This is a genomic window from Geodermatophilus sp. SYSU D00965 (assembly GCF_054050075.1).
Genome location: NZ_JBJGYQ010000004.1, coordinates 99169 through 112730, shown reverse-complemented (window position 1 = coordinate 112730; position 13562 = coordinate 99169). Strand labels below are relative to the sequence as shown.

Genomic DNA, 13562 nt, shown 5'->3' with positions numbered 1-13562 from the left:
TGTCCGTGCGTGCTGCGCATCGGGCTGACCGGCGGGATCGGATCGGGGAAGAGCACAGTGGCGGGGCTGCTGGCCGCGCGGGGCGCGCGGGTCGTCGACGCCGACCGCATCGCCCGCGAGGTCGTCGCGCCAGGCAGCGCGGGCCTGGCGGCGGTCGCGGACGCCTTCGGCGCGGACGTGCTCACCGCGGACGGCGCCCTGGACCGTCCCGCCCTGGCGGCGGTGGTCTTCGCCGACCCGCAGGCACGGGCGCGCCTCGACGGCATCGTCCACCCGCTGGTCCGCGCACGGGCCGCCGAGCTGGTCGCCGCGGCGCCGGCGGACGCCGTCGTGGTCCAGGACGTGCCCCTGCTGGTGGAGACCGGCCAGGCGGAGTCCTACGACCTCGTGCTGGTCGTGGAGGCCGACCTGGAGACCCGGGTCCGGCGGCTCCTGCAGCGCGGGCTGCGCGAGGAGGACGCCCGTGCGCGGATCGCCGCCCAGGCCACCGACGAGCAGCGCCGGGCCGTGGCCGACGTCGTCCTCGACAACAGTGGCACGCCGGAGGAGCTCGAGGCGCAGGTCGACCGGTTCTGGACCGAGCGGGTGGCACCCGTGACGGGCTGACGGCTCGGGACGGCAGGCGCCGGGCGCGAGGCGACCCGGCGCTCCGGGACCGGGGCCGCACCGACCGAGCGCCCCCGGGGCAGGGGCCGCGGACCGCTCCGAGATGCGGAGAGGCCCGGGTCCACGGGACCCGGGCCTCTCGATGTGTTGTGGGCGATACTGGGTTCGAACCAGTGACCTCTACCGTGTCAAGGTAGCGCTCTACCACTGAGCCAATCGCCCGTTCCGCCTCACCAGGCTCGGCGAGACGCCGAGGTGGAGACGGGATTTGAACCCGTGTAGACGGCTTTGCAGGCCGTTGCCTCGCCTCTCGGCCACTCCACCGCACACACGGGCGCCGGTCTCGCGACCAGCGCCCGAGGTTCCGAGCGGACGACGGGATTCGAACCCGCGACCCTCACCTTGGCAAGGTGATGCTCTACCAACTGAGCCACGTCCGCGTTGCTGTCTTGCAGGGAGAACAATACAGGACCCGCAGACCGGGTTTCAGGGGGGTCCCCCCGAGGGGTCAGCGCCCGTTCGGGTCGGCGCCGCCGTTGGACAGCAGGGTGGCCAGTTCGTCGTCCACGTCCAGCACGGACGCCTCCTCGCCGAGCGGCACGACGTTCTGGGTCAGGCGCAGGAACCCGGCGACCGTGCCGCGGGAGACCTCGAACAGCGCCTCGCCCGACGGGGCGCGCAGGTGGAGGAACAGGACGTCGCCGGCCGTGCGGGACGGCCACAGCCGCACGTCGCCCTCGCCGGCGGGGCGCTCGAGGCCGGCCTGGAGCAGCTCGCGCCCGACCAGCCAGGCGATGCCCTCGTCGTCGGAGGCGCCGGTGTCCCCGAAGGTGATCCGGACCGCGAAGGGGTCGCTGACGTCGTAGGACAGCACGGCTGGCACCTCGGTCCACGACTGCGGTCCGACGAGGTGCAGGGTCGTGGGGCAGGTGTACCCGGGCGTCGAGCGGCTGGTCATGTTCCGAACAACGACCTTTCCTGGCTGTGGTCACGCACCGGCCGCTCCGGGCGTGTCGTCCCCATGGGTGCCCGCTCCGGACCCTCCTGAACCGCGCGCTCTCCCGGGCACCGACGACGCGTGTGACGATGGGAGCCGTGAGCCGTCCTGCACGGCGCGCGGGGGACTCCGCCGACGCCGACCTCCTCCTGCGCGTTCGCGCCGGGGACCGCAGGGCCGTGGACGACCTCCACGACCGGTTCGGCCGCCGCGCCTTCGCGCTGGCCCGCCGCATCCTGGCCGACGACGCGCTGGCCGAGGACGTCGTGCAGGAGGTGTTCCTCGGCGTGTGGCGCGACCCCGGCGCCTACGAGGCCGGGGGCGGGAGCTTCCCGGCGTGGCTCATGGCGCTGGTGCACCACAGGGCGGTGGACGCCGTCCGCCGGGAGGAGTCCCACCATCGCCGGCGCAGCCGCGCGGAGGACGACCTGGCGCTCCGTGCGCCCACGTCGACCCGGGACGTCGAGGACGACGTCTGGGCGCACGCGGTGGCCGATCGCGTCCGGACCGCGCTGGGGACCCTGCCCGCGGCGCAGCGCGAGGCGCTCACCCTCGCCTACTACGGCGGGTACACCCAGCGGGAGGTCGCCGCCCTGACCGGCACCCCGCTCGGCACGGTCAAGGCGAGGATGCTGGCCGGCGTGCGGCGGCTCCGGGAGGAGCTGGGCAACGCGTCGCTGGGCGGTGCGCTCGGCGAGGCCGCCCGGGTCGAGGGGCCGAGCCGGTGAACGACCCCCGGGGCGCCGCGCCGCGACGTGAGGACCACGAGCTGTTCGACGAGCTGGCCGTGGGCTGGGCGCTGCACGCCCTGGAGCCGGAGGAGGAGCCCCTCGTCGAGGCGCACCTGCCCGAGTGCGCCCGCTGCCGGCACACCGTCGCCGAGACCAGCGAGGTGATGGGCGCCCTGGCCGACGAGCTGCCGCCCGCCGTGCCGTCCGCCGGGCTCCGGGACCGGCTGCGGACGGCGGTGGAGCACACCGAGCAGCTGCCGTCGCCCCCGTTCGAGGCGCCGCCCGCACTCGTCGCCGAGCCGCCCCGGCCCGCCCCGGCGCGGCCGGCCGGTGGCTTCCCCGACCCCGTCCTCGAGGCCCCCACCGCGCACAGCCGGCCCCCGACACCGTGGCGGCGTGTCCTGCCCAACGCCCTGGTCGCCGCGGCGGTCGCGGCGATCCTCGCGCTGGGCACCTGGAACGTCGTCCTCAGCTCGGCGCGGGACGACGCGCAGGCCGCGGTCGCCGAGCAGGCGCAGATGATCGACGCGCTCCTCACCCCGGGCCGGGCGGTCGTCGCGCCCCTGTCCGGGGACGACGGCACGCCGGTGGCCACCGTCGTCGCCCGCACCGGGCAGGTGCAGGTCGTCACCCACGGCCTGCCGGTCAACGACGCCCGCGGCCACACCTACGTCGTGTGGGGCCTCGGCGGGCAGGCGCCCGTGGCGCTGGGCACGTTCGACGTGCTCCGCCCGCAGATGGACCTCCGGGCCGTAGGCTCCGCGGCGACCGGTCTCGACGACTACCCGGAGTACGGCATCAGTCTCGAGCCCGGCCGTCAGGCTCCGTCGGCACCGACGGACGTCGTCGCGCGCGGGGAGGTGACCAACTGACCGGTCCGGACACGGTGCAGCCCGAGCGGGCGCGCCACCACCACCAGTCGGCCGAGGAGTTGCGGGCGCACTTCGCCGAGGACGGGATCCGCAGCCTGCGCGAGCGGGTCGCCGAGACCCGCTGGCGGCGGCGGCTGGCCGGCAGCCGGACCGTCGAGTCGACCTACCGGCTCTTCGTCGGCGTCGTCGGCGGCCTGATCGTCGCCGTCGGGCTGGTGACCATCCCCCTGCCGGGGCCCGGCTGGCTCACGGTGATCGCCGGCCTGTTCGTCCTCGCCACGGAGTTCTTCTGGGCCGAGCGGCTGCTCGAGTTCACCAAGAAGCACGTCAAGCGCTGGACCGACTGGCTGGGCCGGCAGCCGGTGTGGGTGCGCCTGGCGGTCGCCGCGGGCACGGCCGCCTTCGTCTACGGCGTCCTGGTCGTCACGCTGCACGTGATGGGCGTCCCCGACTGGGTCCCGGGGTGGGTGCCGCTCTGGCGGTGACCGTCTGGCACAATGGACTCCGCACGGGCGATTGGCTCAGTGGTAGAGCGCTTCGTTCACACCGAAGAGGTCACTGGTTCGAACCCAGTATCGCCCACTCCCGGCAGAGGCCCGGTCCGCGAGCAGCGGGCCGGGCCTCTGGCGTTCCCGCCCCGGGGTGTGCCCGGAGGGGGACCATGGGGGAGATGTCCCCGCGCCGGCGCCCGCCCGACCCCGAACCGGTCCGCCCGCGGGCGCCCGGGCGGGCCGAGCGGCTGGCCGCCGTCCTCGAGCGTGACGGGGGCACCTGCACCTGGTGCGGTCGCGAGCTCGGCGGCCTGGTGCGCGCCACCACCGAGCACGTCGTCCCGCGGGTGAAGGGCGGCCCGTCCTGGATCGAGAACGAGGTCGCCGCCTGCAGCCGCTGCAACGCCGAGCGCGGGCACCGCAGCCCGGTCGACTGGCTGGAGGAGTGCGAGCGGCGCGGCTGGCCGGTGGACGTCCCGCGGCTGGCCCGGTCGATGACCGCGCTGGAGGCGGCCATCGCCCGTGAGGGCGGGCAGCGGCGCGCGCGGCCCTACCTCGACGCCCAGCTGCGCCGGCTCCGCCGCCGGTGCCCGGGGGTGCCGCGCCGTACGGTCGCCTCGTGAGTGCGGGCAGGGTCGAGCAGATCAGCGTCTACCCGGTGAAGAGCCTCGGCGGGCGCACCGTCGAGGAGGCCGAGGTCGGGGCGGCCGGCCTGGCCGGGGACCGCGCCTGGGTGGTGGTCGACGCCACGACGGGTGAGCGGGTGACGGTCAAGGCCACCCCTGCCATGGCCGGCGTCGTCGCCACGGGAGACGCCGCGGCCGACTCGGTCACCCTCACCGAGGTCCTCGGCCGGCCCGTGCGGCTGCAGCGCGCCGACGCCCCGCAGGTCGACGCGGCCGCGGTGCACCTGGTCAGCCGGGCGGCGGTCGAGCGGGCCGCCACCGGCGACGTCCCCGAGGGGTGCTCGGCCGACGACCCGCGGGCCAACCTCCTGCTGGACCTGCCGGAGGGCGCCGACGAGCGCGGCTGGGTCGGCCGCACGCTGCGCGTCGGGGAGGTGCGGCTGCGGGTCACCCGCACCCCCAAGCACTGTCTCGGGGTCTACGCCGAGGTGCAGCAGCCCGGGCGGGTGCGCGTCGGCGACGCCGTGGAGGTCCTCGGCGCCTGAGGGCCGCGGCGGCGGCGCGGAGCCGGCCCCCGGAAGTGGACCAGGGGTGACGAGGGTCGCGCACTACGCTCGGGGGGCTGAGTCCACCGATCCTCTGGAGCGCCCTCGTGTCGACCCCGCCCTCGCCCACCGCCGTCGGTCCCGTCCGGGTGCCGGCCGGGACGACGGCCCAGGACGCGCTCAAGGAGGCCGGGGTGCCGCTCAAGGGCCCCGACGGTGCCGTCGTCGTCCGCGACCTGGCGACCGGGGACCTCAAGGACCTCGCCTGGGTGCCCGACGCCGACGCCGAGGTCGACCCGGTGCCCGCGGCCAGCCCAGAGGGCCGCGCGGTGATCCGGCACTCGACCGCGCACGTCCTCGCCCAGGCGGTGCAGGACCTCTTCCCGGGCACCCGGCTGGGCATCGGGCCGCCGGTCGAGAACGGCTTCTACTACGACTTCGACCCCGAGCGGCCGTTCACGCCCGAGGACCTCAAAGCCCTCGAGAAGCGGATGCAGGAGATCGTCAAGGCCGGCCAGTACTTCTCCCGCCGGGAGGTCAGCGACGCCGACGCGCAGGTCGAGCTGGCGCACGAGCCCTACAAGCTCGAGCTGATCGGGCTGAAGGGCGGCGCCGGCGAGGCAGCCGAGGGTGCCGACGTCGAGGTCGGCGGCGCCCAGCTGACGATGTACGACAACCGCGACGCCCGCACCGGCGACCTGGTCTGGACCGACCTGTGCCGCGGCCCGCACCTGCCGCGGACGTCGAACATCCCGGCGTTCTCCCTCACCCGGTCGGCCGCCGCCTACTGGCGGGGCAGCGAGAAGAACCCGCAGCTGCAGCGGATCTACGGCACCGCGTGGGAGAGCAGGGACGCGCACAAGGCGTACCTGGAGCACCTGGCCGAGGCCGAGCGCCGTGACCACCGCCGCCTGGGTGCGGAGCTGGACCTGTTCAGCTTCCCCGACGAGATCGGCTCGGGGCTGGCGGTGTTCCACCCCAAGGGCGGCGTGGTCAAGCGGGAGATGGAGGACTACGTCCGGCAGCGCCACATCGAGGAGGGGTTCGACTACGTCGGCACCCCGCACATCACCAAGGCGCACGTCTTCGAGCTCTCCGGCCACCTGCCGTACTACGCGGACACGATGTTCCCGCCCATGGAACTGGAGAACGCGCAGTACTACCTCAAGGCGATGAACTGCCCGATGCACAACCTGATCTTCAGGTCGCGCGGGCGGTCCTACCGCGAGCTGCCGCTGCGCTTCTTCGAGTTCGGCTCGGTCTACCGGTACGAGAAGTCCGGCGTGGTGCACGGCCTGACCCGGGTGCGCGGGCTGACCCAGGACGACTCGCACAGCTACGTCACGCCCGAGCAGGCGCCCGGCGAGGTGCGGCACCTGCTGGCGTTCGTGCTGGGGCTGCTGCGCGACTTCGGCCTCGACGACTACTACCTGGAGCTGTCCACCCGCGACGACTCGCCCAAGTTCATCGGCTCGGACGAGGAGTGGGCCACCGCCACGGCCGTGCTCGAGGAGGCGGCCCGGGAGACCGGGCTGGAGCTCGTCCCCGACCCGGGCGGGGCGGCCTTCTACGGCCCGAAGATCTCCGTGCAGGCCCGCGACGCCATCGGCCGCACCTGGCAGATGTCGACCATCCAGTACGACTTCAACCAGCCTGCGGGCTTCGGCCTGGAGTACACGACGCCCGACGGCGGCCGGCAGCAGCCGGTGATGATCCACTCGGCGAAGTTCGGCTCGATCGAGCGGTTCTTCGGCGTCCTCACCGAGCACTACGCCGGGGCCTTCCCGGCCTGGCTGGCCCCGGTGCAGGTGGTCGGCATCCCGGTCACCGACGACCAGGTCGGCTACCTGACCGACGTCGCGCTGCGGCTGCGGGCCCGCGGGATCCGGGTCGAGGTCGACGACTCCGACGACCGGATGCAGAAGAAGATCCGCACCGCGAGCAAGCAGAAGGTGCCGTTCGTGCTCATCGCCGGGGCCACCGACGCCGAGGCGGGTGCGGTCTCCTTCCGCTTCCGCGACGGCAGCCAGCACAACGGGGTGCCCGTCGAGCAGGCGGTGGAGGCGATCGCCGCGTGGGTGGCCGGGCGGGCCAACGTGGACCCGACCGCCGACGCGCTGGTGGCCGGATGAGCACCGGCGCGGAGGACAGCTTCCGGGTCGCCGTCTCCGCCGACGACGGCGGCCCGGCGACGGTGTTCGAGCACCTGTGGACGCCGTACCGGATGGCCTACATCCGCGGCGAGGGCAAGCCGACCGGCGCCCACGACTGCCCGTTCTGCCTCATCCCGCAGATGAGCGACGAGGAGGGGCTGGTCGTGGCGCGGGGGGAGAGCGTCTACGCCGTCCTCAACCTGTACCCGTACAACGCCGGTCACCTGATGCTCGTGCCCTACCGGCACGTGCCCGACTACACCGACCTGACCGAGGCCGAGGTCGCCGAGCTGGGCCGCTTCACCCAGACGGCGATGCGGGTCGTGCGCGCCGTCTCGGGGGCGCACGGGTTCAACATCGGCATGAACCAGGGCTCGGTCGCCGGCGCCGGCATCGCCGACCACCTGCACCAGCACGCCGTGCCGCGCTGGGGCGGGGACACCAACTTCATGCCGGTCATCGGCCTGACCCGGGTGCTGCCGCAGGTGCTGGCGGAGACGCGGGCCCTGCTGGCCACGCACTGGCCGGCCGCCGAGGCCGCCGCGATCCAGGGGGACTGAGTGCTCGGCGTCAACGCCCGTGCCGCCGTCGGGCGGTTCTGGGCTCCGGTGGCGGCCCGGCTGCTGCGGGCCGGGGTGACCGCGGACGCGGTCACGCTCGTCGGCACCCTCGGCGCGATCGCGGGTGCGGTCGGGCTGATCGGCACCGGCCACCTGTTCTGGGGCGCGTTCACCGTGACGGTGTTCGTGCTCCTCGACATGCTCGACGGCGCGCTGGCTCGCGCCCGCGGCGGCGGCTCGGTGTTCGGCGCGGTGCTGGACTCCACCGGGGACCGGGCGGCCGACGCGGCGATCTTCGGCGCGCTGGTGTGGTGGTTCTCCGGCGAGGGGGACAACCGCCTGCTGGTGGCGCTGGCCCTGCTGTGCCTGGTGCTCGGCGTGCTCACCTCCTACGTCAAGGCCCGGGCCGAGGGGGTGGGGCTGCGCTGCGACGTGGGCATCGTCGAGCGCACCGAGCGGCTGATCCTCGTCCTGGTGGGCACCGGCTTCAGCGGGCTGGGCATCCCGTACGCCGTCCACGTCGCGCTGTGGGTGCTGCTCGTCGGCAGCGCGATCACCGTGGGGCAGCGCTTCGCCGCCGTCCACCGGCAGGGCCGCGACCGGTCGCTGCCCGCGTCGCCGCCACCGTCCGGCACCGCCCCGTGACCGACACCCGGGACGCTGGGGCGCCGACCGAGGTCCCGTCGACCCAGCCCGCCCGTCCCGGGCTGCGCTCCCGCGTCGGCGCACGGGTCACCGACCTCGGCTACGCGGCGGGGTGGGGTGCGGTCAAGCTGCTGCCGGAGCCGGTGGCCCGCGGCACCTTCGACGCCGGCGGCCGGTGGGCGGCCGGACGGGAGGGCCGGGGGGTCCGCCAGCTGCGCGCCAACCTGCGGGTGGCCACCGGGGGCCGGCTGTCCGGGGCCGAGCTCGACGAGCTCACCACCCGCGCGGTGCGCTCCTACGCCCGCTACTGGCAGGAGGCCTTCCGGCTGCCGCGGCTGTCGGCCGCCCGGATCGTCGCGGGCACCGAGGCCTGCGGCAGGGAGCACATGGAGAAGGCGCGGGCCGAGGGCCGGGGGGTGGTCTTCGCGCTGCCGCACAGCGGGAACTGGGACGCCGCCGGGGTGTGGCTCGTCGACTTCCTCGGCGGGCCGTTCATGACCGTCGCCGAGCGGTTGAGGCCCGAGTCGCTGTACCGGCGGTTCCTCGACTACCGGGAGTCCCTCGGCATGCGGGTGGTCCCGCTGACCGGCGGGCCGCGGCCGGGCTCGACCGTGCTGCGCGAGTGGCTGGCCGACGGCGGGTGGAGCTGCCTGCTCGTCGACCGCGACCTCGGGCAGGGCGGGGTGCCGGTGGAGTTCTTCGGGCGTACCGCGACCATGCCCGGCGGGCCGGCCCTGCTCGCCGCCCAGACCGGCGCGGCCCTGCACCCGGCGGTCTGCTCGTTCACCGAGCGCGGCTGGCGGTTCACGGTCCACCCGGAGGTGCCGGTGGACGGCTCCGGCCGGCTGCGGGACCGGGTCGCCACCGCCATGCAGGAGGTGGCCGACGCCTTCACCGAGCAGATCGCCCTGCGGCCAGAGGACTGGCACGTGCTCGGCCGGATCTGGCCCGACGTCCCGCCCGACCCGGTCCGGGACCGGCGCTGATGCGCATCGGGCTGGTCTGCCCCTACCAGTGGGACGTCCCCGGCGGCGTCCAGTACCACGTGCGCGACCTCGCCGAGACACTGCGCGGCATGGGCCACCACGTCGAGGTGCTGACCCCGGCCGAGCGCGAGGAGTCCCTCCCCGCCGAGCACGTCACCTGGGCCGGGCGGACCGTCCCGATCCCGTACAACGGCTCGATGGCCAGCGTGCAGTTCGGCCCGGTGTCGGCCGCGCGGGTGCGCCGCTGGCTTCGCGAGGGCCACTTCGACGTCGTGCACGTGCACGACCCCGCGCCCCCCTCCATCGGGCTGCTGGTCTGCATGATCGCGAAGGGGCCCATCGTGGCCACCTTCCACGCGGCCACCATCCGGTCGAAGTGGCTCGCGGCGTGGGGACCGGTGATCCGCCCCTGGCTGGAGAAGATCACCGGCCGGATCGCGGTCTCCGACTTCGCCCGCCGGGTGCAGGTGGAGCACCTCGGCGGGGACGCGGTGATCATCCCCAACGGTGTGCACGTGGCCGCGTTCGCCGAGGGCCCGACGCTGCCCGGGCACACCCGCGGGGTCGACGGCCCCACGATCGGCTTCCTCGGCCGCTACGACGAGCCCCGCAAGGGCCTGCCGGTCCTGCTGGAGGCCATGCGCACCGTCGTCCGGCAGCACCCGGGCGCCCAGCTGCTCATCGCCGGCCGCGGCGACCCCGACGAGGTGTACGAGCAGCTCGGCGACGACCTGCGACCGCACGTGTCCCTGCTCGGCGAGCTCTCCGAGGAGGACAAGGGCGCGTTGCTGCGCTCGGTCGACGTCTACTGCGCGCCCAACCTGCTGGGCGAGTCCTTCGGGATCATCCTCATCGAGGCGCTGGCCGCCGGGGCGCCGATCGTCGCCAGCGACCTCGACGCCTTCGCCCAGGTCCTCCAGGACGGCGCCGCCGGCGTGCTCGTGCGCCGCGGCGACGCCCGCGCACTCGCCCGCGCGCTGAGCGACCTGCTCGCCGACCCGGCGCGCCGGGCGCAGCTGTCGGAGACCGGGCGCCGGGCGGCCGCGGCCTACGACTGGGCGGTCATCGCGCGGCGGATCCTCGACGTGTACGAGACCGTGGTCCTGCCCGGCGCCGGTGAGGTCACCGCCGAGGAGTCCGACGACGGCCTGGCCGACCTGCCGGCGATCGCGGACGACGAACTCGACGACGCCCCGCTGCGGTCGGCCCTCCGGCGGTGGGTGCAGCGCTAGCCTGACCCGTCGTGACCCCCGACGTCTGGCTGCTGCTCGCGGTCGCGACCGTCGTGGTGCTCCTGGCGCTGTGGTCGGGGTGGACGTTGACCCGGCTGCGCCGCCTGGAGGCGCGCGTCGACCGCGCCTGGACCGCCCTCGACACCCAGCTCCAGCGGCGGGCCGGCCTGGCCGCCGAGCTCGCCCGCGACCACGCCGCGGCGGTGGGGGAGGAGCGGGCGGCCCGGCTGGCCGAGGCGGCCCGCGAGGCGCGCGGCCCGCGGGCCGGCGACCGGGAGCTCGCCGAGAACGCGCTCGGCCGCGAGCTGCGGGACCTGCCGGCCGACCTGCCCGGCGTCCCGGCCGCGCTGCGGGCCGACCTGGACGGCACCGCCACCCGGATCGGGCTGGCCCGGCGGTTCTACAACGACGCCGTCCGCGACACCCACCTGCTGCGCAGCCGCCGGCTGACCGCGCTGCTGCGGCTGCACGCCGCCCGCCCGGTGCCCCGCTTCTTCGACATCGAGGACGGCCTGCGCGAGCTCACCAGCAGCGCGTCGGGCGGGGGACGGCCGCGGCCCTGAGCGGCCGTACCATGATCGCGCCCTCTCCGATCGACCCCTAGGCAGCAACCCGTGGCAGAGCACAACCAGACCGTTCCCGGCACCACCGGCACCGCGGGCGTCAAACGCGGCATGGCCGAGCAGCTCAAGGGCGGCGTGATCATGGACGTCGTCACCCCCGAGCAGGCGAGGATCGCCGAGGACGCCGGTGCGGTCGCCGTCATGGCGCTCGAGCGGGTGCCGGCCGACATCCGTGCGCAGGGCGGGATCGCCCGCATGAGCGACCCGGACATGATCGCCGGGATCATCGACGCGGTGTCCATCCCGGTCATGGCCAAGGCGCGGATCGGGCACTTCGTCGAGGCGCAGGTGCTGCAGAGCCTCGGGGTGGACTACATCGACGAGTCCGAGGTGCTCACCCCGGCCGACGAGGCCCACCACATCGCCAAGAGCGAGTTCACCGTGCCGTTCGTCTGCGGCGCCACCGACCTGGGCGAGGCGCTGCGGCGGATCGCCGAGGGCGCGGCGATGATCCGCTCCAAGGGCGAGGCGGGCACCGGCAACGTCGTCGAGGCCGTGCGGCACATGCGCGCCATCCGTGCCGGCATCCGCCGGCTGGGCACCCTCGACGCGACCGAGCTGTTCGTCGCGGCCAAGGAGCTGCGGGCCCCGCACGACCTGGTCGCCGAGGTCGCGCGCCTGGGCAAGCTGCCGGTCGTGCTGTTCACCGCCGGCGGCATCGCGACCCCCGCGGACGCCGCGATGATGATGCAGCTGGGCGCCGAGGGCGTCTTCGTGGGCTCGGGCATCTTCAAGTCCGGCGACCCGGCGCAGCGCGCCGCGGCGATCGTCCAGGCCACCACCTTCTTCGACGACCCGGGCGTCATCGCCAAGGTCTCCCGCGGGCTGGGCGAGGCCATGGTCGGCATCAACGTCACCACGCTGCCCGACTCCGAGCGCTACGCGACCCGCGGCTGGTGAGCGCGCCCGCCGTGACGCGGGCTCCGGTCATCGGTGTGCTGGCCCTGCAGGGCGACGTCCGCGAGCACCTGGCGGCCCTGCGCGCCGAGGGGGCCGAGGCCGTCCCGGTGCGCCGTCCCGAGGAGCTCGCCGGGATCGACGGGCTGGTCGTCCCGGGCGGCGAGTCGACGACCATGGCCAAGCTGGCGGTCCGGTTCGGCCTGCTCGAGCCGCTGCGCGCCGTGGTCGCCGCCGGGCTGCCGGTGTACGGCTCCTGCGCCGGGATGATCGTCCTCGCCGACCGGCTGCTCGACGCACCCCCGGACCAGGTGACCGTCGGCGGGCTCGACGTCACCGTCCGGCGCAACGCCTTCGGCCGGCAGGTGGACTCCTTCGAGTCCGAGGTCCGGTTCGAGGGACTCGGCGGGGACCCGGTGCACGCGGTGTTCATCCGCGCGCCGTGGGTCGAGGAGGCCGGCGAGGACGTGCAGGTCCTCGCCCGGGTCGTCGGGGGACACGCCGACGGTAGGATCGTCGCCGTCCGCCAGGGCAACCTGGTGGCCACCAGCTTCCACCCCGAACTCACCGGGGACCGCCGGGTGCACGCGTTGTTCGTCGACCTGGTGCGCACAGAGATGGCGGACCGATCGGGCGCCGGGAACGAGAGGGGTACGCCGTGAGTGGCCATTCCAAGTGGGCGACGACGAAGCACAAGAAGGCCGCGATCGACGCCAAGCGCGGCAAGCTGTTCGCCAAGCTGATCAAGAACGTCGAGGTGGCGGCCCGCACCGGCGGCGGCGACCCGGCCGGCAACCCGACGCTGTTCGACGCCATCCAGAAGGCGAAGAAGTCGTCGGTCCCGAACGACAACATCGACCGCGCCGTCAAGCGCGGCTCGGGGGCGGAGGCCGGCGGCGCCGACTGGCAGACGATCATGTACGAGGGCTACGCGGCCGCCGGCGTGGCGGTGCTGGTCGAGTGCCTGACCGACAACCGCAACCGGGCCGCGTCCGAGGTCCGGACGGCGATGACCCGCAACGGCGGCTCGATGGCCGACCCGGGCTCGGTGTCCTACCTGTTCTCGCGCAAGGGCGTCGTCGTGGTGCCCAAGGCCGACGGCGTGGACGAGGACAGCGTCCTCATGGCCGTGCTCGAGGCCGGCGCGGAGGAGGTCCGCGACCAGGGCGACTCGTTCGAGGTCATCAGCGAGCCGACCGACCTGGTCGCCGTCCGGACCGCCCTGCAGGACGCCGGCATCGACTACGACTCGGCCGAGGCCGGGTTCGTGCCCAGCGTCACCGTCGAGCTCGACGAGGAGGCGGCGGGCAAGGTCTTCCGGCTCATCGACGCCCTCGAGGACTGCGACGACGTGCAGAACGTGTACGCGAACTACGACGTCTCCGACGAGGTGCTCGAGAAGGTCGGCTGAGCGACCCCGCGCTGCCACCGGTTTCTCCCGAGAACCGGCGGATCTCTGTCCGGGAGCCGGCGCAGGGGCGGGACGCCGTCCTGCCGTCGGTTTCCCGGAAACCGACGGTCGTGCCGGGTGTTGCAGCGCCGCGGCGTCGTCCCGGGCGGTTAACCTCGGTCGAACACCAGTTCGGCTGACGGCGGGA

General features: G+C 74.6%; 16 protein-coding genes and 4 tRNA genes. 16 read left to right on the top strand and 4 right to left on the bottom strand.

The window, feature by feature from the left end; all coding sequences use genetic code 11:
- The first annotated feature begins 9 nt into the window (after nt 1-9).
- On the top strand, nt 10-606 hold the full coding sequence (gene coaE / locus ACI789_RS05100; protein ID WP_457007013.1) for a dephospho-CoA kinase: 597 nt from the start codon (nt 10-12) through the stop codon (nt 604-606).
- 150 nt (nt 607-756) lie between these two features.
- Here the strand turns inward: coaE and ACI789_RS05095 are convergent.
- The 4 genes from ACI789_RS05095 to ACI789_RS05080 all read right to left on the bottom strand — a co-directional run bounded on the left by ACI789_RS05095 (nt 757) and on the right by ACI789_RS05080 (nt 1480).
- A tRNA-Val gene (locus ACI789_RS05095) sits at nt 757-828 on the bottom strand.
- 31 nt (nt 829-859) lie between these two features.
- Nucleotides 860-930, bottom strand: a tRNA-Cys gene (locus tag ACI789_RS05090).
- Between the two features lie 43 nt (nt 931-973).
- Nucleotides 974-1046: transfer RNA gene (locus ACI789_RS05085), tRNA-Gly, on the bottom strand.
- A gap of 68 nt (nt 1047-1114) precedes the next feature.
- Complete coding sequence (locus ACI789_RS05080) at nt 1115-1480, bottom strand: SsgA family sporulation/cell division regulator (protein WP_457007012.1); 366 nt, start codon at nt 1478-1480, stop codon at nt 1115-1117.
- A gap of 302 nt (nt 1481-1782) precedes the next feature.
- Between ACI789_RS05080 and ACI789_RS05075 the strand changes: the two genes are divergently transcribed.
- The 15 genes from ACI789_RS05075 (at nt 1783) to ACI789_RS05005 (ending at nt 13375) form a co-directional block, all read left to right on the top strand.
- Nucleotides 1783-2331 carry a sigma-70 family RNA polymerase sigma factor gene (locus ACI789_RS05075; protein ID WP_457007011.1) on the top strand — a complete coding sequence of 183 codons (549 nt, stop codon included), beginning with the start codon at nt 1783-1785 and terminating at the stop codon, nt 2329-2331.
- Entirely contained in the window at nt 2328-3206 is an 879-nt protein-coding gene (locus tag ACI789_RS05070) for an anti-sigma factor (RefSeq protein WP_457007010.1), read from the top strand. Before ACI789_RS05075 ends, ACI789_RS05070 begins: the two co-directional genes overlap by 4 nt.
- Nucleotides 3207-3220: 14 nt before the next feature.
- Nucleotides 3221-3691, top strand: a complete 471-nt coding sequence (locus tag ACI789_RS05065; protein ID WP_457007009.1) for a TIGR02611 family protein — start codon at nt 3221-3223, stop codon at nt 3689-3691.
- Between the two features lie 25 nt (nt 3692-3716).
- Nucleotides 3717-3788, top strand: a tRNA-Val gene (locus ACI789_RS05060).
- A gap of 88 nt (nt 3789-3876) precedes the next feature.
- Complete coding sequence (locus ACI789_RS05055; protein WP_457007008.1) at nt 3877-4320, top strand: HNH endonuclease; 444 nt, start codon at nt 3877-3879, stop codon at nt 4318-4320.
- The gene (locus ACI789_RS05050) at nt 4317-4868 is read left to right on the top strand and encodes an MOSC N-terminal beta barrel domain-containing protein (RefSeq protein WP_457007007.1); all 552 of its coding nucleotides are present in this window, start codon (nt 4317-4319) and stop codon (nt 4866-4868) included. The genes ACI789_RS05055 and ACI789_RS05050 overlap by 4 nt, the downstream gene beginning before the upstream one ends.
- 107 nt (nt 4869-4975) lie before the next feature.
- Nucleotides 4976-7000: a threonine--tRNA ligase gene (thrS, locus tag ACI789_RS05045; protein WP_457007006.1), complete on the top strand. Its 2025-nt coding sequence runs from the start codon at nt 4976-4978 to the stop codon at nt 6998-7000.
- Nucleotides 6997-7581 carry an HIT family protein gene (locus tag ACI789_RS05040; protein WP_457007005.1) on the top strand — a complete coding sequence of 195 codons (585 nt, stop codon included), beginning with the start codon at nt 6997-6999 and terminating at the stop codon, nt 7579-7581. The genes thrS and ACI789_RS05040 overlap by 4 nt, the downstream gene beginning before the upstream one ends.
- The gene (gene pgsA, locus ACI789_RS05035) at nt 7582-8226 is read left to right on the top strand and encodes a phosphatidylinositol phosphate synthase (protein WP_457007004.1); all 645 of its coding nucleotides are present in this window, start codon (nt 7582-7584) and stop codon (nt 8224-8226) included. It abuts the gene before it with no gap.
- Nucleotides 8223-9212, top strand: coding sequence for a phosphatidylinositol mannoside acyltransferase (locus tag ACI789_RS05030; protein WP_457007003.1), 990 nt, complete (start codon nt 8223-8225; stop codon nt 9210-9212). Before pgsA ends, ACI789_RS05030 begins: the two co-directional genes overlap by 4 nt.
- Nucleotides 9212-10444 (top strand): glycosyltransferase family 4 protein, encoded by a 1233-nt coding sequence (locus ACI789_RS05025; RefSeq protein WP_457007002.1) that lies wholly within the window; start codon nt 9212-9214, stop codon nt 10442-10444. Before ACI789_RS05030 ends, ACI789_RS05025 begins: the two co-directional genes overlap by 1 nt.
- 11 nt (nt 10445-10455) lie before the next feature.
- Nucleotides 10456-11007: a hypothetical protein gene (locus ACI789_RS05020; RefSeq protein ID WP_457007001.1), complete on the top strand. Its 552-nt coding sequence runs from the start codon at nt 10456-10458 to the stop codon at nt 11005-11007.
- Nucleotides 11008-11058: 51 nt separating this feature from the next.
- Nucleotides 11059-11967 carry a pyridoxal 5'-phosphate synthase lyase subunit PdxS gene (gene pdxS / locus ACI789_RS05015; protein ID WP_457007000.1) on the top strand — a complete coding sequence of 303 codons (909 nt, stop codon included), beginning with the start codon at nt 11059-11061 and terminating at the stop codon, nt 11965-11967.
- Nucleotides 11964-12626 carry a pyridoxal 5'-phosphate synthase glutaminase subunit PdxT gene (pdxT, locus tag ACI789_RS05010; RefSeq protein WP_457006999.1) on the top strand — a complete coding sequence of 221 codons (663 nt, stop codon included), beginning with the start codon at nt 11964-11966 and terminating at the stop codon, nt 12624-12626. Before pdxS ends, pdxT begins: the two co-directional genes overlap by 4 nt.
- Nucleotides 12623-13375: a YebC/PmpR family DNA-binding transcriptional regulator gene (locus ACI789_RS05005; protein ID WP_456919271.1), complete on the top strand. Its 753-nt coding sequence runs from the start codon at nt 12623-12625 to the stop codon at nt 13373-13375. Before pdxT ends, ACI789_RS05005 begins: the two co-directional genes overlap by 4 nt.
- Nucleotides 13376-13562 lie beyond the last annotated feature (187 nt).